At 36.9% G+C, this 26286-nt stretch carries 30 protein-coding genes and 1 riboswitch; of the genes, 20 read left to right on the top strand and 10 right to left on the bottom strand.

Annotated features, from left to right (window positions below):
• The first annotated feature begins 18 nt into the window (after nucleotides 1–18).
• Nucleotides 19–864, top strand: a complete 846-nt coding sequence (locus FCJ93_RS05850; RefSeq protein WP_137743123.1) for a hypothetical protein — start codon at nucleotides 19–21, stop codon at nucleotides 862–864.
• Between the two features lie 244 nt (nucleotides 865–1108).
• Here FCJ93_RS05850 and FCJ93_RS05845 read toward each other — a convergent pair whose 3' ends face one another.
• Nucleotides 1109–1357, bottom strand: coding sequence for a DNA alkylation repair protein (locus FCJ93_RS05845; RefSeq protein WP_095306400.1), 249 nt, complete (start codon nucleotides 1355–1357; stop codon nucleotides 1109–1111).
• Nucleotides 1358–1588: 231 nt separating this feature from the next.
• On the opposite strand from FCJ93_RS05845, the gene FCJ93_RS05840 reads away from it, so the two are divergent.
• Together FCJ93_RS05840 and FCJ93_RS05835 are read left to right on the top strand one after the other, a co-directional pair.
• The gene (locus FCJ93_RS05840) at nucleotides 1589–1861 is read left to right on the top strand and encodes a hypothetical protein (RefSeq protein ID WP_137743122.1); all 273 of its coding nucleotides are present in this window, start codon (nucleotides 1589–1591) and stop codon (nucleotides 1859–1861) included.
• A gap of 147 nt (nucleotides 1862–2008) precedes the next feature.
• Nucleotides 2009–2497: a FixH family protein gene (locus FCJ93_RS05835; RefSeq protein WP_095306398.1), complete on the top strand. Its 489-nt coding sequence runs from the start codon at nucleotides 2009–2011 to the stop codon at nucleotides 2495–2497.
• 57 nt (nucleotides 2498–2554) lie between these two features.
• Here the strand turns inward: FCJ93_RS05835 and FCJ93_RS05830 are convergent, their stop codons facing one another.
• The gene (locus FCJ93_RS05830; protein WP_095306397.1) at nucleotides 2555–3028 is read right to left on the bottom strand and encodes an Hsp20/alpha crystallin family protein; all 474 of its coding nucleotides are present in this window, start codon (nucleotides 3026–3028) and stop codon (nucleotides 2555–2557) included.
• A 247-nt stretch (nucleotides 3029–3275) separates the two neighbouring features.
• Between FCJ93_RS05830 and FCJ93_RS05825 the strand changes: the two genes are divergently transcribed.
• On the top strand, nucleotides 3276–4052 hold the full coding sequence (locus tag FCJ93_RS05825; protein WP_095306411.1) for an SDR family oxidoreductase: 777 nt from the start codon (nucleotides 3276–3278) through the stop codon (nucleotides 4050–4052).
• Between the two features lie 160 nt (nucleotides 4053–4212).
• Here FCJ93_RS05825 and FCJ93_RS05820 read toward each other — a convergent pair whose 3' ends face one another.
• Nucleotides 4213–5574 (bottom strand): MATE family efflux transporter, encoded by a 1362-nt coding sequence (locus tag FCJ93_RS05820; protein ID WP_095306396.1) that lies wholly within the window; start codon nucleotides 5572–5574, stop codon nucleotides 4213–4215.
• Between the two features lie 147 nt (nucleotides 5575–5721).
• Between FCJ93_RS05820 and FCJ93_RS05815 the strand changes: the two genes are divergently transcribed.
• Entirely contained in the window at nucleotides 5722–5877 is a 156-nt protein-coding gene (locus FCJ93_RS05815; RefSeq protein WP_373315026.1) for a DUF2639 domain-containing protein, read from the top strand.
• 658 nt (nucleotides 5878–6535) lie between these two features.
• Here FCJ93_RS05815 and FCJ93_RS05810 read toward each other — a convergent pair.
• The 3 genes from FCJ93_RS05810 to FCJ93_RS05800 form a co-directional block, all read right to left on the bottom strand.
• Nucleotides 6536–7096 carry a GNAT family N-acetyltransferase gene (locus FCJ93_RS05810; RefSeq protein WP_095306394.1) on the bottom strand — a complete coding sequence of 187 codons (561 nt, stop codon included), beginning with the start codon at nucleotides 7094–7096 and terminating at the stop codon, nucleotides 6536–6538.
• Between the two features lie 258 nt (nucleotides 7097–7354).
• On the bottom strand, nucleotides 7355–7954 hold the full coding sequence (locus tag FCJ93_RS05805) for a DedA family protein (protein WP_095306393.1): 600 nt from the start codon (nucleotides 7952–7954) through the stop codon (nucleotides 7355–7357).
• 12 nt (nucleotides 7955–7966) lie between these two features.
• On the bottom strand, nucleotides 7967–8746 hold the full coding sequence (locus tag FCJ93_RS05800) for an undecaprenyl-diphosphate phosphatase (RefSeq protein ID WP_095306410.1): 780 nt from the start codon (nucleotides 8744–8746) through the stop codon (nucleotides 7967–7969).
• A 287-nt stretch (nucleotides 8747–9033) separates the two neighbouring features.
• On the opposite strand from FCJ93_RS05800, the gene FCJ93_RS05795 reads away from it, so the two are divergent.
• The 6 genes from FCJ93_RS05795 to dapF all read left to right on the top strand — a co-directional run bounded on the left by FCJ93_RS05795 (nucleotide 9034) and on the right by dapF (nucleotide 14339).
• Entirely contained in the window at nucleotides 9034–9357 is a 324-nt protein-coding gene (locus tag FCJ93_RS05795; protein WP_137743121.1) for a DUF4870 domain-containing protein, read from the top strand.
• 156 nt (nucleotides 9358–9513) lie between these two features.
• Nucleotides 9514–9702 (top strand): hypothetical protein, encoded by a 189-nt coding sequence (locus FCJ93_RS05790; protein WP_095306391.1) that lies wholly within the window; start codon nucleotides 9514–9516, stop codon nucleotides 9700–9702.
• A gap of 144 nt (nucleotides 9703–9846) precedes the next feature.
• Nucleotides 9847–10629, top strand: coding sequence for an LURP-one-related/scramblase family protein (locus tag FCJ93_RS05785; protein ID WP_137743120.1), 783 nt, complete (start codon nucleotides 9847–9849; stop codon nucleotides 10627–10629).
• Nucleotides 10630–10832: 203 nt separating this feature from the next.
• Complete coding sequence (locus tag FCJ93_RS05780) at nucleotides 10833–11408, top strand: TlpA disulfide reductase family protein (RefSeq protein ID WP_095306389.1); 576 nt, start codon at nucleotides 10833–10835, stop codon at nucleotides 11406–11408.
• Between the two features lie 375 nt (nucleotides 11409–11783).
• Nucleotides 11784–13031 (top strand): EAL and HDOD domain-containing protein, encoded by a 1248-nt coding sequence (locus FCJ93_RS05775; protein WP_095306388.1) that lies wholly within the window; start codon nucleotides 11784–11786, stop codon nucleotides 13029–13031.
• 324 nt (nucleotides 13032–13355) lie between these two features.
• On the top strand, nucleotides 13356–14339 hold the full coding sequence (gene dapF / locus FCJ93_RS05770) for a diaminopimelate epimerase (protein ID WP_095306387.1): 984 nt from the start codon (nucleotides 13356–13358) through the stop codon (nucleotides 14337–14339).
• Between the two features lie 155 nt (nucleotides 14340–14494).
• Here dapF and FCJ93_RS05765 read toward each other — a convergent pair whose 3' ends face one another.
• Nucleotides 14495–16321, bottom strand: coding sequence for a DNA ligase D (locus FCJ93_RS05765; RefSeq protein WP_137743119.1), 1827 nt, complete (start codon nucleotides 16319–16321; stop codon nucleotides 14495–14497).
• A gap of 140 nt (nucleotides 16322–16461) precedes the next feature.
• Between FCJ93_RS05765 and ku the strand changes: the two genes are divergently transcribed.
• The 6 genes from ku to FCJ93_RS05735 all read left to right on the top strand — a co-directional run bounded on the left by ku (nucleotide 16462) and on the right by FCJ93_RS05735 (nucleotide 23147).
• Nucleotides 16462–17292, top strand: coding sequence for a non-homologous end joining protein Ku (gene ku / locus FCJ93_RS05760; RefSeq protein WP_095306385.1), 831 nt, complete (start codon nucleotides 16462–16464; stop codon nucleotides 17290–17292).
• A gap of 105 nt (nucleotides 17293–17397) precedes the next feature.
• On the top strand, nucleotides 17398–18327 hold the full coding sequence (locus tag FCJ93_RS05755; protein ID WP_095306384.1) for a ketopantoate reductase family protein: 930 nt from the start codon (nucleotides 17398–17400) through the stop codon (nucleotides 18325–18327).
• Nucleotides 18324–18872, top strand: a complete 549-nt coding sequence (locus FCJ93_RS05750; protein ID WP_095306383.1) for a glycerol-3-phosphate responsive antiterminator — start codon at nucleotides 18324–18326, stop codon at nucleotides 18870–18872. Before FCJ93_RS05755 ends, FCJ93_RS05750 begins: the two co-directional genes overlap by 4 nt.
• Before the next feature lie 226 nt (nucleotides 18873–19098).
• On the top strand, nucleotides 19099–20763 hold the full coding sequence (locus tag FCJ93_RS05745) for a glycerol-3-phosphate dehydrogenase/oxidase (protein WP_137743118.1): 1665 nt from the start codon (nucleotides 19099–19101) through the stop codon (nucleotides 20761–20763).
• 1094 nt (nucleotides 20764–21857) lie between these two features.
• Nucleotides 21858–21941, top strand: a riboswitch (ZMP/ZTP riboswitch).
• A gap of 32 nt (nucleotides 21942–21973) precedes the next feature.
• Nucleotides 21974–22822: a bifunctional 5,10-methylenetetrahydrofolate dehydrogenase/5,10-methenyltetrahydrofolate cyclohydrolase gene (locus FCJ93_RS05740; RefSeq protein ID WP_095306381.1), complete on the top strand. Its 849-nt coding sequence runs from the start codon at nucleotides 21974–21976 to the stop codon at nucleotides 22820–22822.
• A gap of 124 nt (nucleotides 22823–22946) precedes the next feature.
• Entirely contained in the window at nucleotides 22947–23147 is a 201-nt protein-coding gene (locus tag FCJ93_RS05735) for a cold-shock protein (RefSeq protein ID WP_095306380.1), read from the top strand.
• A 51-nt stretch (nucleotides 23148–23198) separates the two neighbouring features.
• Here FCJ93_RS05735 and FCJ93_RS05730 read toward each other — a convergent pair whose 3' ends face one another.
• Entirely contained in the window at nucleotides 23199–23432 is a 234-nt protein-coding gene (locus FCJ93_RS05730) for a YueH family protein (protein ID WP_095306379.1), read from the bottom strand.
• 214 nt (nucleotides 23433–23646) lie between these two features.
• Between FCJ93_RS05730 and FCJ93_RS05725 the strand changes: the two genes are divergently transcribed.
• Nucleotides 23647–24039, top strand: coding sequence for a cytosolic protein (locus FCJ93_RS05725; protein WP_137743117.1), 393 nt, complete (start codon nucleotides 23647–23649; stop codon nucleotides 24037–24039).
• Between the two features lie 16 nt (nucleotides 24040–24055).
• On the opposite strand, the gene FCJ93_RS05720 is transcribed toward FCJ93_RS05725, so the two are convergent.
• Both FCJ93_RS05720 and FCJ93_RS05715 read right to left on the bottom strand, forming a co-directional pair.
• Nucleotides 24056–24415: a DUF6509 family protein gene (locus FCJ93_RS05720; protein WP_235879426.1), complete on the bottom strand. Its 360-nt coding sequence runs from the start codon at nucleotides 24413–24415 to the stop codon at nucleotides 24056–24058.
• Nucleotides 24416–24494: 79 nt separating this feature from the next.
• A complete protein-coding gene (locus FCJ93_RS05715) occupies nucleotides 24495–25118 on the bottom strand; it encodes a LysE family transporter (RefSeq protein ID WP_095306377.1) in 624 nt (207 codons plus the stop codon).
• Nucleotides 25119–25430: 312 nt separating this feature from the next.
• Here FCJ93_RS05715 and FCJ93_RS05710 point away from each other — a divergent pair, with 312 nt between their 5' ends.
• Together FCJ93_RS05710 and FCJ93_RS05705 are read left to right on the top strand one after the other, a co-directional pair.
• Nucleotides 25431–25631 carry a cold-shock protein gene (locus FCJ93_RS05710; RefSeq protein WP_137743116.1) on the top strand — a complete coding sequence of 67 codons (201 nt, stop codon included), beginning with the start codon at nucleotides 25431–25433 and terminating at the stop codon, nucleotides 25629–25631.
• 311 nt (nucleotides 25632–25942) lie between these two features.
• Nucleotides 25943–26224 (top strand): hypothetical protein, encoded by a 282-nt coding sequence (locus FCJ93_RS05705; RefSeq protein ID WP_095306375.1) that lies wholly within the window; start codon nucleotides 25943–25945, stop codon nucleotides 26222–26224.
• Nucleotides 26225–26286: the final 62 nt, after the last annotated feature.

The following is a 26286-nucleotide window of genomic DNA, read 5'->3' as shown; positions in this document are numbered from 1 at the left end:
GAAAATGAGTGAGTGATTATGAAAACCTTTAAGGTACTGATTTTACTACTTATGATTATTGGGGGACAGCGTCATGTATCGGCTGAAAAACATATGCCGAATGAAATTGAATTAATTCCATGGGATCAGGTAAATCCTCTGCTGCCAAAGTATACGAAGTTCACAGTACGTGACGTCATAACTGGAATGGAATTTAATGTTCAAAGACGTGCAGGCAACAGGCATGCAGATGTACAACCATTAACAAGAAGTGATACGAAAATCATGAAAGAAATTTATCAAGGTCAATGGAGCTGGAAACGAAGGGCAATTATCGTTTTATATAAGGGTCAACAAATTGCAGCTTCTATGCATGGAATGCCGCATGGAGCAGGAGCGCTGAAAAATAATTTTCCCGGTCATTTTTGCATCCATTTTTACGGAAGTACGACTCATCGGAGCAATAGTATGGATTTATCTCATAAATTAATGATTTTTAAAGCGGCGGGGAGAATATACGAACATTTGCAAACGGCAAACCCGCATGAGGTAATTAGTGCATTTATTGCAGGCATTAAAGAAGATGACGAAGAAATTATTGATATGGTGACGATTCAGAATTTAACATGGGGAAAATCCTTATCAAAAGTAGAAATGATCATGATTAAAAATATGCCTCAGCTCCCAGATGAAGACCTTGTTTCTCAATTGCAGCTTTCAGTGCCAATTGAGCTTGACTGGTATAGTGCGGATGTTGGAGGAAAAAATAGTCATGGAGAGATTCATTTATTTAGATTTTTGCCATCGGAAGGTTGGAAAATTGATGCGCAGCGATTTGTAGAAGATTTTTTTGAAGATGGGATTGTAGAATTAAAGAAAAAATAGCGCCTGAGTTTTTTCATGCGTTCAGACCGTAGACTAACTCGAGAATTTCGAGTTTGTCTACGGTCTATTTAATTTTATAATATTTTTCGCGGGCGGGGCCGAGCTCACCCCCCGCCCCCCGGAAAGCAAGCGCTCGGAGCGGAAATCAGCCTTTTTCCCACCATTCCTAAACAAAAAAATGACAAAAGGTAGCGAGAAGGGCTTCGCACTACCTTTTGTCGACAATCTGAGCGATTCCGTTTTTTCAAGCGTTATTTTTCTCACCAAATTTAATGAAGGTGAGTTCATCTTCAATTAAGCCGCATGCCGCACATTGAACACGAATGTCTGGACCACTATATGCTAAATGGAAGGGGCTCAATTGTTCACTTTCATACTCTTCTAATACGTTACCAGTCCGTGGATCCATTTTTACATACTGTGGTTCCTGTTTAATAACATTGAAACGACTTCGGTTTGTCTTGCAATTTGGACAACAATAAGGTGAATTCATTTACATTCTCCTTTCATTGGGCTATGTTATAGTTAAATATCTATTGTTCGAGTTGTCCCTGACCTTGGTAAATATGATAGCTTTGGATATGATTAAACTTGATGGAAAGCAAGAAATCGATACGTCAATTCACTTAATGTCTTTATTTTATTTTGCCCAGAATCGATACAGACATACGATAACCTTTCTTGCTCCGTAATAATCACTTTTGTTTAAAAAGGGGGATGGAAAGTGGTTTTCAATTATGATGAACTATTAAGACAATATCGTTCCCTTTGGAATAATCGTGTTTTACAAGTCGAAAAAGATAGTAAGAATACTTTATTGGATGCTATTCGCAGGGAGCTTGACGATGCAAATTCGCATCCCCGAATTCGTAAAGGGCTTCATGAAAAATTTTACTTTGCGATAAAAAGAATCAATCGTTCTTCGCTTTGTGAAGACATAAAAACGCAACTTATTGCGTTACATATTAAGGTGATGGAAGAACACGAAGGGCAGTAGGACATAAGTTGCTATTTTGTCCATTTTGCCGATTTTTTGATAAAAGTTCACTATTCGTTCACAGATTCCTTTTTTTTGAACGATATAATGGGTATGAATGCTTAAGTAAGTACAGTTGAAAATTTTCGAATAGGGGAGAAATACATAATGCAAAAAAAATTTATTGGTTTCATGGCTTTTTTTATGATCGCTATTCTGCTTACTGCATGTTCTGAAGAGAAAAATGAAGAGAATGAGCTTCCAATCTTAGATGTTAAGCTCACCGTAGCACCAGAAAAAGCTGAACCAGGAGAGGCAGTAACGATTGAAGCAAAAGTTACCTATGGCGATGAAGACGTAACAGATGCCAATGAAGTTACATTTGAGATATGGCGAGCCCATGACGAAGAGCATGAAAAGGTTGAAATAGAACATGCAGAAAAGGGGATTTACCGTCTCGAGAAAACTTTTTCAGAAGAGGGAACTTATTATGTTATATCACATGTCACAGCTAGAGATATGCATAATATGCCGAAAAAAGAATTTGTTATCGGTGAAGCAAGTGAACCAGAAGAGTCTCCTTCCTCTACTCATATGAATCATTCAGAGGATGAACATTCAGCTGACCATAGTGAAGATGGTCATGAAGGGGAATGATCGAGTCATTCTAATTAGTTAGTGGTTTTTAGACCAACAATTGAACATTCCCGGCAATCACTCATATTCGCGAATATCAATCTCTGTATATTGTAAATGGATTGATTTTGGCAGTTTAATTTCGAGGGTCCCTTCTTTATAAGAGGCCCTCGCACCTTTTCTCTTCACAATCGCTGGAAGCGTAATGGTATGTTTATCCTCAGCTTCGGGAAAATGCTCAATGATAAGTTGATTGGAAGTATGGAATATTCGCATATTATGAACGCTATTTTTATTTTTGACTCGGATGATAACATACACATCATCATGCGTTTCAAATACATTTGCTTCCAGTTGATTGAACTTCTGAGTAGTTGGTTGTGCAGAGATATTAAACGGATTACTTCCTTTTGTAAAATTCATCTCTTGCATTTCTGCTGGCATCATTTTCCCGAGCATTTCATTTACATACTTTTCAATTTCTTCTGGTTGCATTTGCTGTAGTTTTTTTATTGTATCTTTATTAAACGGAGTTAAATTCCATGGAAACATTTGGTTCTTCCTTTCCGCTTAAGAGCGATAAAGATCATTTTTTGCCAGTAGAGTACAATATCATCGTATGCAAAAAAATGGGATGGGTTATTTTTTTCACAGTGTAGAGAATACAAAGTTGCAAAGAAATGGACGGAATGTTTGCATATCTTTCAATTTCTTTTTAGTATAGAGGTAGGTTCCATTCATGAATTGCACCATGAAAGGAACTTATATAAAGTATATTCATATTGTGAGGTTAGTCATTTTGAAACAAAAAACCGCCTTAATAACCGGTGGAGCAACGGGAATCGGGAAAAGAACGGCGTTGGAGCTCGCCGGAAGTGGAGTTAACCTGGTTATTAATTTCCGAAGCAGTGAAGAACAGGCGAAAGAGCTTGCAAATGAGTTACATTCATACGGAATAAAGAACATTATCGTACAGGGTGATCTTACGAGAGAAGAAGATTGCATAAAGCTGGTGGAAACCGCTCTGAATTTTTCTCCGACCATTGATATCCTTATTCATAATGCTGGCCCTTATATGCATAAGCGAAAAGAGATGGTTGAGTACACTTTTGAAGAATGGAATTACATAATAAACGGGAATTTAAATGCAGTATTTTATTTATCAAAATCGTTAATTCCGAAAATGAGGGAGCAAAAATGGGGGCGCATCGTGACTGTTGGTTTTGATCGAGTTGAATCGGCACCAGGATGGATGTATCGCTCCGCTTTTGCAGCGGCTAAAACGGGACTGGCTTCTTTAACAAAAACAATAGCGTTAGAAGAAGCGGAAAATGGTATTACCGTAAATATGGTTTGTCCAGGTGATATTACAGGTGAGTGGAAAGAGAGAGGAATCGGCGATGCCCTTGATGTATTTGACAAGGATACGCCAATTGGACGCCCCGGTACAGGCCAAGACATTTCAAGGGTAATCTCTTTTTTAGTAATGGAGGAATCTAGTTTTATCACAGGAGGGATTATCCCCATTACAGGAGCAAAAGATGTTCTTGGAAAAGTAAAGCATGTCAACTTTTAGCTGTGATGAAGGCATCCATGTGATGGGCAACAATCAATAGGGGGAGAACTAGAAACGACTGCTAGCGTTAATAGCTCTTATACAACAAGAAATCATTTATTTTCTAAACGACAATAAAGCAAAGGAAGTAAAACAACTAGTTTTTTTCCTTTGCTTTTTTTTATATTTGTTTAAGCTGTTTGAATTTTTGCTTCTGTATATAAATAAGCCTCATGCTTAAAGTGAGTGCGCCAACAGCTAATCCACTAATTAAGCCAATCCAGTAGCCAACAGGGCCAAGCGATGTATGCATCGCTAATATATAGCCAACTGGCAAGCCGATTATCCAATAGGAAATCAGTGACATCATCAAGGTCATGTTCACATCTTTATACCCTCTTAACGCTCCTTGAATAGGGGCTTGAATTGCATCCGATAATTGAAAGAAAAGGGCAAATAATAAGAAATGTGCTGTTAATTCCAATACTTTTGCATCTGTTGTGTAAAAACTAGCAATTTCAAATCGGAAAATAAGTAAGATCAGTCCGCAAAAAATCGCCATCATCACTCCGAGTGAGACGCCAATCCAACTGTACTCTTTTGCATCCTTTAATCGTCCTGCCCCTGCTTCAAAACCAACTAAGATTGTTAAAGCCATTGAGATACTTAGCGGGACCATGTATAAAAAGGAGGCAAAGTTGACCGCAGCTTGGTAGGATGCGATCGTGATTGTATCAAAAACACTCATTAATAAAGTGACTGCTGAGAAAATGCTAGTTTCAAAAAACATTGAAAAACCTATTGGAACACCGATTATTAAAATTTCTTTCCATTTTTTTATTGATATGCGATGGACGGTTTTAAACAATTGAAAGGATGAGAACGGATAATGTTTTGCTGTAACGAAAAAGGCAATTCCCATGATGAGCCAATAGGTTATAGCAGATGCATATCCGGCTCCAACTCCTCCAAGCTTTGGTAAGCCAAGTTTTCCAAAGATAAGGAAGTAATTAAAGATTACATTTATAGGAAGAGCCGATAATGTGATAAGCATTGAAACCCGCGTTTTTCCTAATGCATCGATAAAAGAACGAAGTACATTATAGATAAATAATGGCAGTATTCCAAAACTAAGGGCTTTTAAATAATCCATGGCAATCCGTCGGACCTCGTCCTCAAGACTCATCATATTAAGCAAAGGATCTAATAAAAAGCTTCCAATAATAATGACAGCCAATCCTATCACGAAACTTAAATATATTGCTTGAATAACATTATAAGCAACTTCATTTTCTCTTTTTCCTCCGATTAGTTGAGAAACGATGGGGGTAACTGCTAATAATATTCCGTTAAGGCCGGAAAAAACAGCAACCCAAATCGAAGACCCTATAGCAACTCCAGCTAAATCATTTGGGCTAAATCTACCCGACATCATTGTATCAAAGAAGCTCATGGAAAACATGCCAAATTGAGTAACCAAAATAGGAATAAGAATTTGTATGAGCAGTTTGCCTTTCTGCTTTTTGTTATAAGTTTGATCCATATGTATACCTCGTTAAATAGAAATTTTCTGTTATAAGAATGGATTATATCATACTAGGTGACTAAAATAAGGGAAATTACGCAATTTTTAAACATACAGGTGATATTTTTTACATATAGTGTAAGGACATGCGCTTTTGAGAGGAGAATGAAGGTGGCTTATCAAGGGTCAAAGGGCTGGTATGTCCAAAAACTAAAAGAGCTTGGCGTTTACTATCATCCGGTAGAGAGAAAAAAGCTGGAACTATACAAAGCATATGTATTACGTAATATTTATCTTCAGATGACGGAAAAAAAAGATTAACAAGAGTTAACTAAAATCCTTTAACACAATAAGGCAAGGGAAGATAAATGACTCTTTTTCTTCCTTTGCTTTCTTTGTATTTAGATCATCCATTTAACGAGTAAATCTGTGGACTAGCACAAACAGCCACAGCTCCAAAACTTCAGGCAGTTTTCTTCCACTAAGCTTGCTGGAGCGGTGAACATGTCCGTATCGCTTCATCGATTTGTGAAAAATGTTCATTTCCATCCCAGTGTACGAACGGTTAAAGCGAGAAAGGCTCCAGTCCAAATAAGCTTCCAATTCTGGAACAAATGAAGTCTGCAAGAGTTCAATCCGCATCCGATTAATAGCGCCAATAAAACAAAGTGCCGGAAACCAACGTCATTTGTTTCTACCCTGACAGAACAGAGGACGACAACTCTCGAGGTTCTGCAAAAAAAAGACTGATGAAACCCTTTTCAGTGGCCTGATTTACGGGAACAGGTGAGTGCCCTCAGGAGAGACTCTCCAAGGAAGCTCACCGCCCGCCCCCTCGGGAAGCAAGTTCCTGGAGCAGAAATCAACGGATGTTGTCCGCAATTGCAAAAAAAATTGACAAAAGGTACCGAGAGAGTGTCTCACAATACCTTTTGTCGACTGTCTGAAACCATCCGTGCGTAATAACGGCTGGTTTTTATTATGCTTCTAATAAATGATTTGCATCTTGCTTTACATATCCATGTCGCAATACATGGAGTGTATATAGATCCTTTGGAATTTCATATAAATTATAAATCTGCTCTGAAACATTTAATTGTGCAAAAATTTCTTGGCGTGTTTCATTGGCATGGATGACATAAGGAAGCTTTTCAGCTGCTTTTTGAGAACGAATATTTTCATTGCGAATCCGCATGTAGACCGTCTCGATGTTGAGGTTATTAAAAATTTCTTCAAAGAAAGCATCCTTCGCGATCTTGTTATAGCCTTTGCCATGAAAAGGCTTTCCTAGCCAAGTTCCTAGAAACCCTGCGTTGTTTTTTATGTCAAATAAATTAATGGTTCCAATCGGATTTCCCCACTCGTCTAGAATTGTACGTGATATCAACTCTCCTCGTTCCTCAGCTTCAATGGTTTGCTTTGTGAGGAACAGGAATTCATCTAACGAGCTGGCCTTATGACGAACAAAAGGGAAGACATCGGGGTGTATCATCCACTCATATAATGCATGACTGTCTTGAAGTTCTCGTTTTTTAAGCATGAATAATTCCCTCCATAATTGAGGACAGTCTTATTCTACGCATAAAAAGACTAAGACCCACCCTCGAAATTTTTTATAATGTTGCTAAAAAATTTCGGGGTGGGAATCGAACCCACTAGAACCAGCTCATGAAATATCTTTGAGTGGTGGCGCACCATTTGCCTTCCCTATTGCTTTTTTGTTTTGATATGATCAGTATTCTTTCTGTATAATACAAGATTTTTTTGAAAAAGGAAATAGATATTTTATGAAAAATCTTTAAGATTTTTTTCCTTTTTCTTTGAGAAATGTAAACATAAAATAAAGAATAACTCCGGCAATGGATAACCCGATTATCGGCAAAATAAGAGGACGCGAATATTGTTCAATCTTTTGCCAATGTTCCCCTAATTCGATTCCCAACAAGAGAAATAATATCGTCCACGGAATCATTGCACCTATCGTCAGCAATGTAAAATGGGCAAGAGGCACCCTTGCTATGCCGGCGGGAATAGAAATAGCGTGGCGGATAACGGGAATAAACCTTGCGGAGAAGATCACTCCAGTACCATATTTATGGAACCACGATTCGGCTGCATCAAGATGTTTTTTTTGTATTAAGATATATTTTCCGTATTTTTCTAAAAAAGGCCTCCCTCCGTAAGCGCCTAACCAATATAAAAACAACTGGGCGAGCGTCCCTCCGATTACTCCGCAAAGAAGAGCTCCGAAAAAGTGAATTTGTCCGGTACCAATTAAATACCCACCATAGCTCAGGACAATTTCACTGGGAATAATTTCAATCATAAGACCAAATAAAATGCCAAAATAGCCAAGGGCAGAGAGGAATTCGAATATATTCGAGATTATTTCATGCATGAAAACTCACTCCTAAAAAAAGCCGGTCAACTGAAATATTAATACTGTGAAACCTAAAATCCATACATATACGGCGAAAACCTTTAATGAACGTTTCTTCAAAAAATTGATCATCCAAACGATTGCAAAATATCCGCAAAGTGCCGAAGAAATGGTTGCAACGATTAGACTTCCAAGCGTTACTGCTTCAATGTTTCCCGATACCAGATCTCCCAATTCCAGTACAATGCCTCCAGAAATTGTGGGAATGGACAGAAGAAAAGAGAAATAGGCAGCAGTTTCTCGGTCCAGATTCCTAAATAGCCCTGCAGCAATTGTTAAGCCCGATCGTGAAACAGCTGGAAAAATCGCAGCAGCTTGAAAAGTTCCGATAAAAAGTGCGTCTCCATAAGTAATGTTGTCCATTTTTTTGGCTCCTTTTTTGACTCCATCTGCCATCCAGAGAATAAATCCCGTGAATAAAAACTCCCAGCCAATTGTGACACCAGTTTTGGAGATGGAATCAAATAAATCATTTAAAAGAAGGCCAACAACGACAGCAGGAATCGTTCCAATCATTAGTAATGATGAGCGTTTTCCAAATGGATTTTTTATGATGTGGATGAGCTCATCTTTATAGACAACGAGAACAGCAAGCAAAGTACCTACATGTAGCATCGTATCTAGGAATAATCCAGCTTCGTCTAATCCGAATACATGTCGTCCTAAGTAAAGATGGCCTGTACTGGAAATGGGAATAAATTCGGTCAGCCCCTGGATAATGCCGAGTACGAAGGCTTCTAGTTTTGACATCACTATGATCATCATCCTTTTTAAAGTTGTCCTTTTATAAATGTATTCATGATGTCCATTTCAAGAACATAAAGATAAACATGTAATATGGAAGTGCTAATCATATGAACATAGCTTTGTCCAGTTTGGTCACAATATCAATAGAGATTTATTTCATTGATGCCCATTTTTACTCAATTGATCAGTGTGGAAAGGGTGCTTGCCAATTTAAAATTTGCACTCAAGAGCAGATTGCCATTCATAGGGAAATCTTAACGTTTTCATCTAAACCTAAAGGAGGCTTTATTATGCCAAGTCATGATGAGCGATTATTTGCAGCACTCATATTTGTTGTTAGTTTTTTTACTGTTTTTATTGGTCCGTTAATCATTTGGTTGCTGAAAAAGGAGGACTCGACATATGTAGATTATTATGGAAGAGAATATTTTAATTTTTTTATCTCTTATGGAGTCTACTCGCTCATAAGTACACTGTTGATGCTTGTCCTTATCGGCTTTCTTACAATCTGGATTGTTGGGGTATTGTATTTCCTCTTTTCGATTGTAGCGGCTATCAAAGCATACGAAGGTACAATTTACAAAATTCCATTCGTATTCCGATTAATTCGATAGAAAAAGTCTAGGCAATTCCTAGACTTTTTCTATTGAATATGGAAAATGATAGTTAAGAAAAGCAAATGGCTTCAGAGAAAATAAGCATGAATAAGAGGAAAACGAATATAGATTTAGTAGAAGAGGTTTAACTAGATATAGGGAGGAGTCTTTCAAATGTGGACATGGATACTAGTCATCATGATCTTGTTTTTGATACTAGTGTTGTTCGAGGAGTTAATAGAATTCCTTGTTAATCGCTTTATTCTTGGTCCTGCATCATGGGAAGGCAAAATCAAAAGATTTCTTCATAGTTTGATAGGATGGTTTAAAAGAAAGGGAAAACGCCCGTTTTCACTTAAGTAAAAGCTTGCTTAAACAGAATTGTTAATAAAACATTTTTTGGCTTATTTCGCGTGAACGGACGTTTCATACGAAAAAAGTCAACATCGCTATATAACAAAGCAAAGAGAAAAATAATGAATACCGAATAAAAGAGGAGATTTTGTAATGAGTATACAACAATATTATCGTTTTGCAGCAATTACTTATTTAAACGGGAGTATTGCTGCACTTATACCAGTCATGATTGTCGTCATTCCATTGTCCATTTTATCACATGGAAAAGAAGTGGTGTGGACTGCACTTCCCTTTATTTTATATAGTTTGGTCTCTTATCAATCATATCTTCTTAATCATGATCGCTCTCTTGAAATTGATAAAAGTGTACCTGAAGATGATAACCTTTCGCTCCGTAGTAAAGATAAATATTTGCTCATGTTTATGCCTGCACCGTCTTTGCGGATGCTTCTATTCAGCCCTAAAGGAGCGATATTAGGTGAAATAAGGGACGCTCGTTATTTGAAGCTTAGATGGTTTCTTCCCTATTTTCTTGATCGGTTTATTCCGGCAGAGTATGGGTTGTATAATGTAAATAATGAATTAGTAATGAAGGTACAATGGAAGAGGGATCGTGCAAATGTATATGATAGTAATGGAGATTTACGCGTAAAAATTGAAGAGCAGGAACGAAATAAATATAATATTCAATTTTTTGATCAAGCCTTTTCGATTATCGTTCAATCAGAACGTTTATTTACGGATATTCAATTTAAAAATACCAATAAAGAGACGATTGGACGGGTACGAAAAGGGTGGATGCCTTTAGAATGGGATGCATTTTTTAAAGATGCGAATACTCCTGTTCTGTCCTTTGATGATGATTTATCTGAGGAGGAAAGATCCATAGTTCTTGCCCTCCTAGTGAAAATATATCGCTACCGCAACCATTGAAGATAAAATGATAGCTTCCTTCTTTCGAATTCAGTAGAATAGAAAACGATAAATATGTGTGCCGTGCGGTTAAATGTAAATAAGTTATTTTTTGCTTTCTATAAACGAACCATATACCTCAAGAAATGCTCGGAATTTTGGTTTAAAAAAGGATTTACACAACATCGTAAAATCTCACGAATTAGAAAAGAAGGAGTTACCTAATGAAGAAATTTTTATTCATATTCGTATCGATCGTTATACTTCTGTTTATCATCGATCGGACAATTTTGAAGCAAAGCAGTGATGACTCTGACAAAGTGAGTGGTGAGCAATATGAAAAGATTGCAGATCCTGATTCATTGCCAGTGGGGGTGAAGAAAGAGGAAAGAGCCCCTTCCTTTGCCATAACAACTCTTGATGGTGAAGATGTAACCTTAGATGATTATAAGGGAAAAAAGGTTCTTTTGAATTTTTGGGCAACATGGTGTCCACCATGTAGAAAAGAAATGCCTGATATGCAACAATTATATGAAGAGAATCGTGACGATGATTTCGTCGTTCTTGCTGTAAATATGACGAACACTGAAAAAAAAAGGAGCGACGTTGTTCAATTTGTAGACCATTACCAACTAACCTTTCCGATTTTGATGGATGAAAACGGTAAAGTGGCCCAGCAATATGAAATCCTTTCATATCCTACATCATTTTTTATTGACTCGGATGGTGTTATCAGAGGAAAGATTGTTGGTGAAATGAGTAAAGAAATGATGTACAAAGAAATGATTCTTCTTCCTTAGTAGATAGCTTTGCTGTTCATTTTGCTTTTTGTAAGGAGATGCCGTTCTCACTTAAGGTAAAATAATGGCTTTGTTAAACAATATCTTTTGATAAAAATGAGTTTTGCCTCATTTCGTGTGAAACCTTGGTTTCACACGCCTTTCAGTTATACTGAAAGGTTCTCTGATTCCATGAAACGAAAGGGGAAAACGAGATTTATCCTTTCGTTTCATGGAATCAGAGAGAAAATGAGCCAAAAATCTGACATATAACAAATCCTTTGCAAAAAAAAGTAGAAAAAATATTCGTGAAATACAAACTTCGACAGTATTATCAAAAATCATTCTTTAAAATGACTATTGTCAACAAAGATCCAATTGTCGGAGGGGTGAAGAATGGAAGTATTTGTTGCCAAGCAGCCTATTTTAAATCAGAAGCGAGAACATATTGCATACGAGCTTTTTTATCGAAGTGGATTGAAAAACTCTTTTCCCAACATAGATGGTGATCGAGCAACTGCAGATGTCATTATTAATAGCTTTTTAAATATTGGAATTGAAGAGCTCTCCAATGGAAAGCCTTGTTTTATTAATTTCACGAAAAAACTTTTACTTCTCGGTTTACCAACCTATTTTAAACCTCAAGAAATTGTGGTTGAACTGTCAGAAGCTACTTTTCCAACAGAGGAGATTCTGGCTATTTGTAGTGAACTGAAAAGTTTAGGCTACAAAATCGCTTTAGATAATGTAGTATTGAAAAATGGGAATCTATATTCGGAGCAATTAATTCAATATATAGATATTATTAAAGTTGATTTTCTTTTAACTTCAAAAAGGACAAGGAGGCAAATTGAGAAACGGGCGAAAGAAAGAGGAATTAAACTTCTTGCAGAAAAAATTGAAACAGATGAGGCGTTTGCAGAAGCAAAAAGATATCATTATGAGCTTTTTCAAGGATATTTCTTTGCTGAACCATCAATTATTTCGACTTATGACATCCCAACGTATTTCTTTGCCCATTATGAGCAGTTACATGAGATTATCTTAAATGAAACGGATATGGACGTCATTTCCGATTTTATTGAGAAGGATGTATCCTTATCTTATAAGCTTTTAAAGCTTGTGAACTCACAATACAGTCGAACAAAGCACAAAATATATTCTGTTAAACAAGCTGTTATGATGTTAGGATTGATGGAAATTAAGAAATGGCTATATGTGTTATCAGTTCGGGAAAAAGACAAAGCTAAAAATGACTGTGCTAAGGAAGTCGTTCACTTATCATTGACGAGGGCAAAAATGTGCGAGTCAATTGAAAAGCTGAAGAAAAAGAAAAAAGCACCGTCAACTTACTTTACTCTAGGTTTGTTCTCTCTCATGGACAGGCTTGCGGGAGTGCCGATGGAAAAAATGATCGAGAACTTACCATTACATGATGACTTATCTGATGCGTTATCTGGAATTCAAAATCCCCTTAAAGATGTTCTTGATTTAGTAACTGCGGTGGAGAAAGCTCATTGGGTTGGAATCCGCGAAAAGTGCAGGGATTTAAAAATAGAAGAAAAGGATTTATTTAAAATTTATGCTGAATCATTAACGTGGTCCGAGCATTTAATGAAAAAAGAAAGTCAATGGGTTTTGTAGAAATTATTTATGGCGATTCGTCTCATTTTAAGATAGGCTATATTTATGATTCTGTTGATTTTTGATCCACTTCGTGAAAAACATTGGATTCTCTCACGTTTTACATGGAATCAGAGCTAAGGTAAGCAAAAAAATGCATGATCAATCAAACTGTTTAAAATACAATTAGAAATGGAATGAATTTCATAATCTTCAAGATAACTGTGTTGAAATGACAGACAAATATGTATGCTACAGTAAATAAAAGCTTGTCATTTTACGACAGCACACGTCTATTTTGATTTAAGTACTTCGAAAAATATGAATTAGTGGGGGTTTATGTAAGTGGAATTTAAGATACTCAAATGTCATGGATCAGGAAATGATTTTTTGTTAATAGATGAGATTTCACATCCATATTCCTTTTCGGAAAAGGAGCGGAGAGAACTAGCGATAGCCCTCTGTAATCGTAAGACAGAGCTAGGGGCAGATGGAATTTTATTTGTCATGAAAAGTGAGAGAGCAGACGGGAGAATGCGCGTGTTTAATGCGGATGGTTCAGAAGCATCTATGTGCGGCAATGGACTACGTTGTGTGGCGAGATATGTTTGCGAACTACTGAATGAGGAGTCTGTCTTAATCGAAACGATGAAAGCAGATTTAGCTGTGAGGAAAGAAGCGGATATTTTTCCTGAGATTCCTACTTATTTAGTGGAAATATCACCAATTTCTTTTCAAGTTCAGGATCTTCCTTTAAAGATTGAGCAAACAACATTAATCAATGAACCGATTCCAGCATTATCAGAAGAACTCATATTTACCGCTGTCGCAGTTCCCAATCCGCATTTAATTACGATTGTCGATAGTGATATGATTCACTCAAATGTGCAGAAGGAATTAAGCGAATATGTGAACGGTCCAAACAAGTTCTTTCCAGATGGTGTCAACGTTAGCTTTGTAAAATCGATAAAGCCAAATCAAATATACGTACGTACATTTGAAAGAGGGGTAGGTTTTACGAACGCCTGCGGGACAGCGATGTCAGCCTCCACATTGGTGAGCTGCCTAAATGGGTTGAATAAACTGGAAGAACCGGTCGAGGTCCTTAATAATGGTGGAAAAGTTCGTTGTGTCGCCCATCAAAAAGAGGACTCTTACACCATTGATTTAATTGGCAACGCAACGTATGTTTATGAAACAAAAGTAAAAGTCGATTTACATTCTCCATCTACATTTACATGTACATCGAAACAGGAATTCTCGAAAGAAATAGCGCAATACACAAAGCTTCAGGAAGAAGTAGCGGCGTATTTGAAAAATATATGGTAAATGAATGGAGCGCAAGAGTAAGTATGGGAAGTTGTTCTTGTTTCAATCATTGCTCTGTCTCCCGCTGGGGTTTTGACTCTTGCAGAAGCTCCATTTTTGCCTCCACTTCTTGTTACAATAAAAATCTTGAGCAGTTCCATTTTACGAGAAGCAAGTTACTTTCCTTTTAAAAATCGCAGCACGGCATCGAAGCGCTGTTCCTTTTTTGCCTGAAAGAAATCTCGAAACGGATCTCCTTTTGATTTTAGTCTTGGAATGATTTGTGGCATTTGAAATTGTTCAATTGTAAGGTTTTCAGAAACTTCCTCCCAAAACAATGGGGTTGCAACGGTAGCCATTGAAGTTCCCCTCAATGAATAGGGGGCAATAATCGTTTTTCCTTCTGCATGCTGAACATAATCAATATAAAGCCGATTCCCGCGATTTTTTTTCATCCGTTCGATCGTAAAAGAATCTGGATCCTTAGAGACTAGAAAGTCAGCGATGAAAGACGTAAATAATCTTGTATCTTCGTAACAGTAGAGATTGTCTGGGAGAGGGAGATAAATTTGTAATCCTTTATTTCCAGAAGTTTTTATAAAGCTTATTAACTCTAAATGATCGGTAACTTCTTTTATCATTAATGCTGCTTTAATGGCTAAATGAAAATCTTCTTTTGAGGGTGGGTCAAGATCAAAGACGATCTCACTTGGTCCTGTACTTCCGATTGCCTGAAAGGGAATATGGAATTCAAACGCCAATTGATTGCCTAACCATAGTAGTATTTGTAAATTATTACAAATTGTATAGTTAATTCCATCCTCTAATTTCGTTTCAACAAATGGTGGTGCATAATCAGGGGTATTCTTTTGGTAAAAGGACTCACCGAAAATACCGTGAGGATAGCGAATCACAGTAAGTAAACGATTTCGTAAAAAAGGTAAAAAATGTGGTGCGATCTCTCTCAAATAATGAATATAATCATGTTTTTGAATCGGAGGTTTTTCCCATAACGGTTTGTTCGGATGTGTGATCTCGATTGCAGCTGGAAGCGTTTTTTGCTGCAGTAGAAATCGTTCATATGTACAGTCCGTTGGCTGCAAGTCAAACCGAAATTGGTCAAAATGGGGTTCGCGTAACTGTTGCTCATAGAACTCCAAATACTTGATTTGAACACATATCGCCGGAGTTACGTAAACAAATTGTTCATCTTCATTAATTTTATTCTCTTTTAATGTCCGGTAGAGAGCTTGTTTTTCATCTGGTGTAATACCAAATAGAAATTGTCCTATAGGAACGATTTTGTTTTGTTCATAAACTCCTACATAAAAGTATCCATTGGATTTTTCATAGGAGGTTATGAAACATGAGACATACTTCCAGTTTTTCAGTTTCAGCCATGTCGTCGTTCGTTTTCCTTCTTCCCATACATTATTGCTTTTTTTGGCGACGACTCCTTCCCCATCATATAGAGTGACGTTGTCCCAAATCGTTTTGTAGCTATCGTAATAAGGTACCATTTGAACGAGCTTGTTGTTTTTTAGATCCGGGCGTGTTGGTAAACCTACCTCCTGAAAAAAAGACTCCATCAATTGTTTTCTATTAGAATAGGGCATAGAACGAACATCTTTTCCTTTTAGAACAATGACATCAAATAAGAGTAAACGACAAGGAAATTGCTCTGCTCTTTCGGCAATTTTCGGTTGAGAACGCATTCTCCCTCGTGTTTGCACATGGTTAAAGTTTGACTTGTAATCGTTCTCTAAAAAGACAATTTCACCATCAAAGACCATCGGGAGAAAAGGTTTTATTTTTTTTCGTTCTTTCTTTAAAAACTCACTTATTTCAGGAAATAAACTTAAAAGCGGCTTTCCGTTTCGACTGTTTAGTTCAAGTTGTCCATTCCATGTCAACAGCGCCCGAAATCCATCATATTTCACTTCATATTTCCATTCTTTCCCTTCAGGTATCTCAAATGTTAAGGTTGGTAACATTGGTTTCAATCTTGTTCGTCCCTTCCGCTTTTAGTAACAATAGTTTGCCTCATTTTTATCGATTTCAAAAATAATTTTCCATATCTTTATGAGGATGATAATGCTACTGAGACATAAAATAATGGCAAAAAAAGATTGGAGTCATGCTGATGCATACAATATGGAAAGGAAGTATAAGCTTTGGTTTAGTCAATATCCCGATAAAGCTTCATGCTGCAACAGAAGATAAAGATATCAAGCTCCGAAATTTGCACAAGGAATGTCATTCACCGATTAAATATGAAAAGGTTTGTCCTGTTTGTGAAGTAGAAATAAAGAATGAAGACATTGTTAAAGCCTACGAGTATACAAAAGGGAAATTTGTTGTACTTGATGATGAGGAGCTTGAAAGTTTAAAAAAAGAAAAAGAGGATAAAGCGGTTGAAATTATTGATTTTATTAAAATGGAACAAATCGATCCGATCTTTTATAATCGCAGCTATTTTATGTCCCCGAGTGAAGGGGGCGGGAAAGCGTACTCCCTTCTTCGGAAAGCGCTGGGAGAGTCAGAAAAGGTAGGGCTTGCCAAAATTATTATTCGTTCTAAAGAACAGTTGGCTGTTATTCGTGTATACGAAAATACATTGGTAATGGAAACTCTTCATTTTCCCGATGAGGTTCGCTCTGCCGGGGATGTTCCCAATGTCCCACAGGAGGAGAAAGTATCAGAAAAAGAATTAAGTACCGCAATCCTTTTAATTGATCAATTAACGAATGACTTTGAACCGGATAAATATACGGATGACTATCGCACAGCCCTTTTAGAGCTGATTGAATCAAAAAGGACTGGAAAGGAAATTGTTACTCCAAATGAAAAGGAGAAAAAATCTAATGTGACGGATCTGATGGCCGCACTTCAAGCTTCTATTGATAGAACGAAACCGAAAGGTACTACAGCAAAAAAGAAAAAGGCAACAGCAAAAAAGAAAAAAGAAGCTTAAAAAATGCGTGAATAGTCGGTGTAGGTAGCTCGTTTGGCTATACCGACTTTTTGACGTGATATGTTAAACTAATAGCAAGGAAGCGTTGTAAAAGGGGAGAGGAAATTGAAAATATTAGTAGTCGGAGCAGGAGCAGTTGGTGGATATTTTGGAGGTAGGCTTTTAGAAAAAGGAGAAGATGTGACTTTTCTAGTACGAGAAAAGCGAAAAAAACAGCTTGAAGAGACAGGGTTGAGAATTCAGAGCGTACATGGAGATGTCCATTTAACACCAAAATTAATTGTTAGTGGTGAAAAACCGCAAACATACGATGTGATTCTCGTATCAACTAAGGCTTATCATTTACAAGCTGTTATTAAGGATATTCGTCCATATGTGGAAAAAGAGACAATGATTTTGCCTTTATTAAATGGAATTTCTCATCTTGATCAGTTAATTGATGAATTTGGAGAAGGACCGGTACTTGGTGGCCTCTGTTTTGTCGAATCAACTTTAGATGAAAATGGCACAGTTATCCAGACAAGTCCGATACATAATTTAGTGTTTGGAGAGCGAACGGGAAAAAATACAGAGAGAATCCAACAATTATGTCAAAGCTTTTCCATGACGAAAGCTAATTTTATATACAGTGAGGAAATTCTAAAAGAGATGTGGCAAAAATACTTGTTCATTTCTTCACTTTCTGGGGCAACAACATTAATGAGGGCACCAATTGGTCCTATTCGTGCGACGAAAAGTGGCTTTGCCGTGCTGGCTGGAATTGTAACTGAAGTAGTGGCGATTATGGAAAAAATGGGAGCGCCTATAGACCAGAAGCAAATACCATCTCAGTTAGCGAAAATTAAAGAAATGGGTTATGAAATGAAATCATCCATGCAGCGTGATATGCAAAAAGGATTGCAAACAGAGGCAGATCATTTCTTTTTGTATTTGCTTAAGCAAGCGCAGGCCGAAAACATTAAAACTCCTATTTTAGAAATCGTTTACGCAAACCTTAAAGTATATGAAAAAGCAGTATTGGGGATAGAATCGTGAATCAAAAAATTTTACCAGCTTCAACAAGTATGAAAGAATTTGAATTATTTTTGAAAAGCCCTTATGAAATTGGAGTCATGCTCGAAGTTCATATCGCTCAATTGAAAAATATCAGTCAAATGGCCAAACAGAAAGGCAAACAAGTGATTTACCATATGGATATGATTCATGGGATCAAAAATGATGATTATGCGACTGAGTACATTTGTCAGGAATATAAACCATTCGGGATCATCTCAACGAAGTCAAACGTCATATTAAAAGCAAAACAAAAGGGGGTACTGGCAGTTCAAAGGGTATTTTTACTGGATTCTCACGCCCTTGAAAAGAGCTATCGTTTAGTTGAAAAAACGAAGCCGGATTATATAGAAGTGTTACCTGGCGCAATGCCGTGGATGATTAAAGAAGTAAAAGAGCGATTAAATACACCGATTTTTGCTGGAGGTTTAATTCGTACACGGAAAGAGGTCGAGAATGCACTTGAGGCAGGGGCAACTGCAATTACGACCTCTAAAATAGAGTTATGGCAAAATTGGCTAAAGTAAAACAGGTGCAAAAAAAAATGATCTATGGTAAGATGGAATTAAGTTAATAGTTCGGTAGGAGAAATGGAGAGACCACGAAACATTATCGTCTTGGATAGTGTTGCTTGTGGTCTCTCTTTTTTGTATCTACGTTCGAGTTTCAATTAATTAACAGTAATTAATACTACTTAAAGCATGTCAATGTATTAATGATGAATGATAATATGCTCATAAAGGGGATAATGTGATGAATTTTTCAAACAAGAATAGAGCAAGTATGGTTGCGCAATTAAAGAATACGGAGTTTGATGTTCTCGTTATTGGTGGGGGGATTACTGGAGCCGGTATTGCGCTTGATGCTGCTACCCGCGGAATGAAAATTGCTCTTGTAGAGATGCAGGATTTTGCCGCTGGAACCTCAAGTCGTTCCACCAAACTTGTCCATGGTGGCCTGCGTTATTTAAAGCAGTTTGAAGTGAAAATGGTGGCTGAAGTTGGGAAAGAAAGGGCAGTTGTTTATGAAAATGGACCACATGTGACAACACCTGAATGGATGTTATTGCCATTTCATAAAGGGGGAACATTCGGCAAGCTTTCAACTTCAATTGGTCTACGGATATATGACTTTTTAGCAGGAGTGAAACGAAGTGAGCGTCGAGTGATGTTGGACGCAAATGAAACGCTGAAAAAAGAGCCGCTAGTTAAGAAAGAAGATTTAAAAGGTGGCGGTGTTTATGTGGAGTATCGTACTGATGATGCGAGATTAACGATTGAAGTTATGAAAGCCGCCATTCAAAAGGGAGCAATTGCGCTCAATTATTCTAAAGTGGAAAATTTGTTGTATAAAGACGGTAAAGTCTCCGGTGTTGTTGTGCAGGATAGAATCACTGGAGAAGAATATGAAATTATGGCAAAAAAAATCGTCAATGCAGCAGGGCCGTGGGTGGATCAAATTCGTGAAAAAGACCAATCCAAAACAGGCAAGGTATTGCGTCTTACGAAAGGTGTCCACGTTGTCATCGATCAATCAAAATTCCCATTAAAACAAGCTGTTTACTTTGATACACCAGATGGAAGAATGGTTTTTGCGATTCCTAGAGAAGGAAAAGCGTATGTCGGGACAACGGATACTTTTTATGATCAGGACGCAGCCATTCCAAAAATGAGCTCTGAAGATCGAGACTATATTTTGAAATCCATTCATTATATGTTTCCCGATGTGAAGATTACTGAGAATGATATTGAGTCAAGTTGGGCAGGAGTTCGTCCTTTAATCTGGAAAGAAGGGAAGGACCCTTCCGAAATTTCTCGAAAGGATGAGATTTGGGAATCTCCATCTGGGTTGATTACAATCGCGGGAGGAAAGCTCACTGGTTATCGTAAAATGGCTGAAATGATTACCGATGTACTTGCGCAGAAATTACACGATGAATACAACCAAGCTTTTGCGAGCTGTCAAACGAAGCACTTGCCGATTTCTGGTGGCGATGTAGGTGGTGCGGCTCGCTTTGAACAATTTGTATCTGAACAAGTTGAAGCAGGAGAAAAAGTTGGATTATCTGAGGAGGAAGCAAGACATTTAGCATCCAAATACGGTTCAAATGTGAAATATCTGTATGAAATTATTGCGCAGAATGGCGAGAATGCACAGGAATATCGCTTGCCTATTACTCTCTTTGCCAAGCTGCATTATGCTCTTGAACAAGAAATGGTCTTTACACCGGTCGATTTCTTTAACCGGAGAACAGGAGCAATTTTGTTCGATATTTCATTAGTCCATACGTACAAACAAAATGTGATTGATTATATGGCGAATTATTTTGCATGGACAGAAGAGGTAAAGGAAATTTATCAGAATGAGCTGGATGCAGCTTTAGTAGATGCAGCAGTTCCTGTCGATTTACAAAAATAACAATCGTTAAAAACAAGACAATTTTTGCTGGAATTGTCTTGTTTTTAATTGAGAATCTCTAGAAAAATGCTTTTATACGTATGACTTTCTCTATCGTAAGCTGCTAAGATTAACTGCAGTCCTCTCATAGCCGCACTCTGGCAACTAGAATATAGTGTGATTGCACAGGTGAGAACATTGCGAAAAAATCCTTTGTTTTCTCCTCATAGGGGGCATTCAGGTATAGTCTTTTTTATTGTTAAAGATTATGGTTTCCCACTAAATTATGAAAGGTTGACAAAAAATGTATATCATTATATGATGATGTTTAGATATATTTTAAGGTATTGAGTGAAAAGGTAATACGGATAAGTACTTTTCTTTTAGAAATGGAATTTCCTCAGTGGGTAAGAGATTTTATCCAATAAGTTTTTAAAGAAGAACATCGAACCTATGGCTGCAAGGTTACCCTCAAAACTCCCTTCTTTTTTAGCTTCGCTTCTTTCATTAAATTATCTACACTAAGTTGAGTCAAGTGTTATTTGATTGCTAAAATGGTCATTTCACTTGAAGTGTTATGAAGTGGATCCAACATGATTTTTTCATTATGATATTACCCATTGTTCAGAGAAAAAATGGACAGATTTAGGAGATGTGAAATTGAATACTATTATCTTTGCACTTGAACTTTTGAAATCCTAATTCTTAAAGGCGCGGTCAAGGAACCGTATTGATGAAAGAGAGGCAGGGCTTTCGTTGTTTTAGGTCAAAGCTTTTGTTAAACCTATGGCTGCTAGTTGTGAGACAAAAAGTAGTTCAGATATACATGATGATTCAGAAACTATCATTAAAAAGGTTAATCTGGATCGTCAGATAGAACCTTAAATATATCATTCAAGACAACAACGAAGCGTTGTTGTCTTTTCTAATTTTTTCGATGATGTTGGCAGATAATATGCTTAGAAGATGAGTACATTTTTCCGCTAAGTAACATTTAAAGAATGTTAATGTTATTAACCGAACATTATAATGAGAACTTCATTGTAATATATGTGTTTTCTGCTATAATAAAGGGGGATTTAGGTGCATTATCTTCATGAACTTGTTTTTTTCTTAAAAATCGTAGTGACTGACGACAAAGGTGGAATCAACCACAAGGAAGCTACGTCTATGTATAGCCGGTCGTCTGGGCAATAAATTACATAATCTTTATCTCAGAGGAGGTATATACATGGATGAAAAATTGATTTTAGACGGACAAAAAGTTGCAAACGATGTGAAAGAAGGGCTTAAACCTAGAATTGCTGTATTAAAGGAAGATGGTATTATCCCCAGCTTGGCGACCATATTAGTTGGGGATGATCCGTCTTCTGCTACATATGTAAGAATGAAAGGAAACGCATGTGAGCGATTAGGTATTCACTCACAAAGAATCCACCTTCCGAAAGAAACCACCACGGATGAATTACTTCAGACGATACATGAACTAAATAATGATCCGACTGTTCATGGAATTCTGCTGCAGCATCCTGTGCCGTCACATATAGATGAAAGAGCAGCGTTTGAAGCCATCGCTCTTGAAAAAGACGTAGATGGAGTGACGAGCTGGGGCTATGGACAAACAGCGTTAGGTTTTGGGCTCTATCCATCCTGCACCCCTGCAGCTATCGTTCGAATTATGAAATATTATAATATTGAGGCAGAGGGCAAACATGCTGTTGTCGTAGGAAGAAGCCCGATCCTTGGGAAGCCAGTTTCTGCGCTGCTTCTGAATATGAATGCAACTGTGACCACCTGTCATTCTCGTACAGTCAATTTGCCGGAAATTGTTAAGCAAGCTGATATTGTCGTTGCTGCCGTCGGTAAACCTGAATTTATTAAAGGGAATTGGTTAAAAGAGGGCGCGGTTGTATTGGATGCAGGTTATAACCCTGGTAATGTTGGTGATGTAGAATATGAATCTTGTTATCAGAAATCCTCAGCGATTACACCAGTTCCAGGCGGCGTGGGCCCTGTTACGATTTCAATGCTGTTAAAGCATACAGTTGATGCAGCTGAAAAGTTATTAGAGGCAAAATAAAGATTCCTCCATTTTTTTGGATAAAAATATATAAAATATGGATTTAAAATCTAATTTTTAGGCAAACTATAGATGTGATACGTTAGTTATCATCAAATGCTTTTGAATTTTTAGGAGGATTAGAATGGCAACTGGTAAAGTAAAATGGTTTAACTCAGAAAAGGGCTTTGGATTTATCGAAGTTGAAGGTGGAGAAGATGTATTCGTTCATTACTCTGCTATCCAAAGTGAAGGGTTTAAAACCCTAGAAGAGGGTCAAGAGGTTACTTTCGACATTGAAGAAGGTCAACGCGGACCACAAGCTGTTAACGTTACTAAAGCGTAACAGTCAAATATGAGGGGAGTCCATTAGTGTGGACTCCTTTTAAAATTGTTCTCACATTTCTCTCGTCCATTGTGTGATTTTTTTACTGATTTCATTCGCTCGCTCCACGTCTACTGTTTGTAATAATGTGCTGTGAATTTTTTCTTCAACTAAATCTTCGTCATATGTGAAGGAAATACTCCAATTGATTTCGGGTATCGCAACAAGAATGTATTCCTCTTTTTTATTTTCATAAATATAAACCTTTTGTGCTTCCCCGTTTACATAATTTTTTCTTATTTTCATAAAGCGATCACCTCATTTGTTTTTATTATGTAGGTTTGTACATATTAACAAAAGTATAAATCAGCCTTTTTATTCTGTCATTGGAGAATAATAAAATATAGGAGTGAGACTTTTGAAATATTTATGGGGAGTAATTGGAATCCTAGTAGTATTAGGGAGTGGATATTTATTCTCCACACATATATAGAGTATTCTCAAGAATAGGAGTGAATCAATGAAAACATTTACTGTGCAATTTCATAAAGAAGATCAAGTGGATGCGATGACTGTCCAGAAGCTATCAGAATCTGATTTTTCAAAGGTGACAGAAGGAGGAACGCGGCATTTATTTGAACTTGATACAAATATAGGCTTTTTTGTTTATTTTGATGCAGTCGATAAAGACGGAAAAGAATCCTATTTAGTTCTCCATTATGAGGACGAGTACGAAGAGCCAAGTGGCTGTTATGGATTTCAATTAAAGGATTTTTATCAATTTGTAGCTTTACATTTAAATGATCTGGAATTTCAGGATGAAGCTGAAGAAGAAGAAGAAGATTATGGTCCCATCCACCATCTTGCACATCTTATGTACCATATTATTGATGAAGCAAATAAAGAAGAATAGGGAGCTTTGCTGCTCTCTATTCTTTTGCGTTTTGATATTCTTTTGCTTGCTCGATGCAGTACGCTTCAATTAACTGTTCCTCATCCTCGTCTAGTTCAAAATCAAGAATACGGTCAGTAATGGCCTCAATAATGTGATAATGAGAAAGATGATACCCTTTTTCATCTTCAATTAATAAAACTTTAATTTTTAATCCCTTTTCTGAGAAGAGTTCATCATCTTCTGGTATTTCTATATGTAAAAAAAGTTCATAGCGGTTTCCTGATAAAATACCAAACGGATCCTCTACCAGTTCAATTGTGTGTGATTTAATCTCCATCTTTTGTTCAATCCTCTCAATATTAGCGTCGCTTTCGACGTTTGTCATACCTTTCATATTTTACCCTACTATTTGACAGAGTAAAACTGAAAAGGCTTAAATCACCTCATTTTACTGTTATCAAGGTGAATGGAAGCTAAAAAAGGATTTTGAATGCTTCAAAACCAAAGTATAGCCCGAATCCGATGAGCGAAATGGAAGAAATAACAGCAATTAATGTCAGTGTTTTTGTAGATAATAGTTTTTTGGCGCTGCTGGCGACAAGCGCCATTGTAATATCCCAAATAACAAGCCCTAATATAATCGCACTGCTGTAAATCAAAAGATCTTCAGAGGCATATAAGGCTGCTGTTTTTGCCAAAACAGAACCGTAAATTCCTAACCAAAAAAGGATTGTTAACGGGTTGGAGATAGACATTAGAAAGCCTGTAAAAAAAGATTTCCATAGTGATTCACTTTCTCTTTGCTGAGAAAGATGAATCTTTCCTGCGTTTGCTAAACCCTCGATTCCGGTATAAATGAGGACGAAAAAACCAAATGACCACAAAAAAGCTTTCACTATTGGTATTTGAATAAAGTGTCCAACACCCAAGAACACTGTCATCATATATACGATGTCCGCTAAAACAGAACCAATTCCCAATATCCATGCATTTAAAAATCCATGCTTAATTCCTTTTTCCATTTGTGCAGCATTTACAGGTCCGATTGGGGCTGCTAGTGATAATCCGAGGAAAATATAGCTAATAAAAATCGTCATTAGTTGCTACCTCCTATGCGAGTTTTAGAGAGAAACGCTTGTACTCATTTTATTCAGGCTAGAAGGCATGTACGACAATAAAATTATTTTTTGTGTAAAAAATTTTTTACCATCTCATTACGATTTAAAGACTATACAGATTGAAAAAAATATGTTATCATGGTATTAAATGTTGCATTTTATTTTTATTTCATTTATTATGAAAAGTTATCTTATTTTTTAACTTTTTGTAATGGTGTTTTTTTATTTTGCGATAACTTTTCCCTTTGCTTTCTTTAAAAGGGATCTACCCTAATTTTAGGAGTGAGATGAATGAGCTTTGGTAGAAGAAATCAAGAGGAAATAGTTACTGAGGAAACAAAAATATGGGTTTGCAAGGCTGATGATTGTAAGTGTTGGGTACGTGATAATTTTAAGAGCGGCGCGGTCCCGACTTGTCCTATTTGCAAGAGTGACATGGAACAAACTACTCGTGTTCTAGAGGTTATCAACAACCCTGGGAAGCATTCTTAATTAAATTTATATGAATGGGAGCACTATTCTGTCGAGAATGGTGCTTTTTCTGTTGCTGGGGCATGTCTAGAGCAGTTAGCCAAGGCTTCATAAGATAGTTTTTCTTCCTCCGCTAAGGGCACCATGAGCTTCTTTCTTTATCGTTTGCTCCGCTCTTAAGAATGAGGGAAAATTCCATGGCTGTAAAGGTTTCTTGTGTTTCATTCATTTTTTGAAGGATTTATAGGGGTTTGCCATCCATTTTTGGACAATTGCAGTTAAAAAAAGGTATAGTTTTATAAAAGAAATTTATGACGAAAGTGGGAAGAAAGGTGAAAAGAATCATTTCTCATCCTTATGTTAGGGTAGAGAGAGCTATTGAAAATAACGAACAAATAACAAAGGAATATCGAGAACACCTTCACCTATATGAGGATAGAATTATTACCCGAGAACATGTCTTTCTTGTAAATGATGTACATGATATGTCTTTTAGGCTTTTTTCTTCTGCTGCAGGCATGCTGTATTTACATACTAATCAAGGAGTGTTTTCATACACCGTTCCAAAAGATCCGGTTTATTTTATTGAAGAATATAAAAAACTGAAAGGTTAGCACCATTTATTCCATCAATTACTAGCAAATTTCTCTCTTCTTTCATGTATAATTTGTTGAAG

It is taken from the genome of Robertmurraya siralis (assembly GCF_005502275.1).
GTDB lineage: Bacteria > Bacillota > Bacilli > Bacillales > Cytobacillaceae > Robertmurraya > Robertmurraya siralis.
The sequence above is the reverse complement of the archived record's forward strand: the minus strand, read 5'-3'. Positions and strand labels throughout refer to the sequence as shown.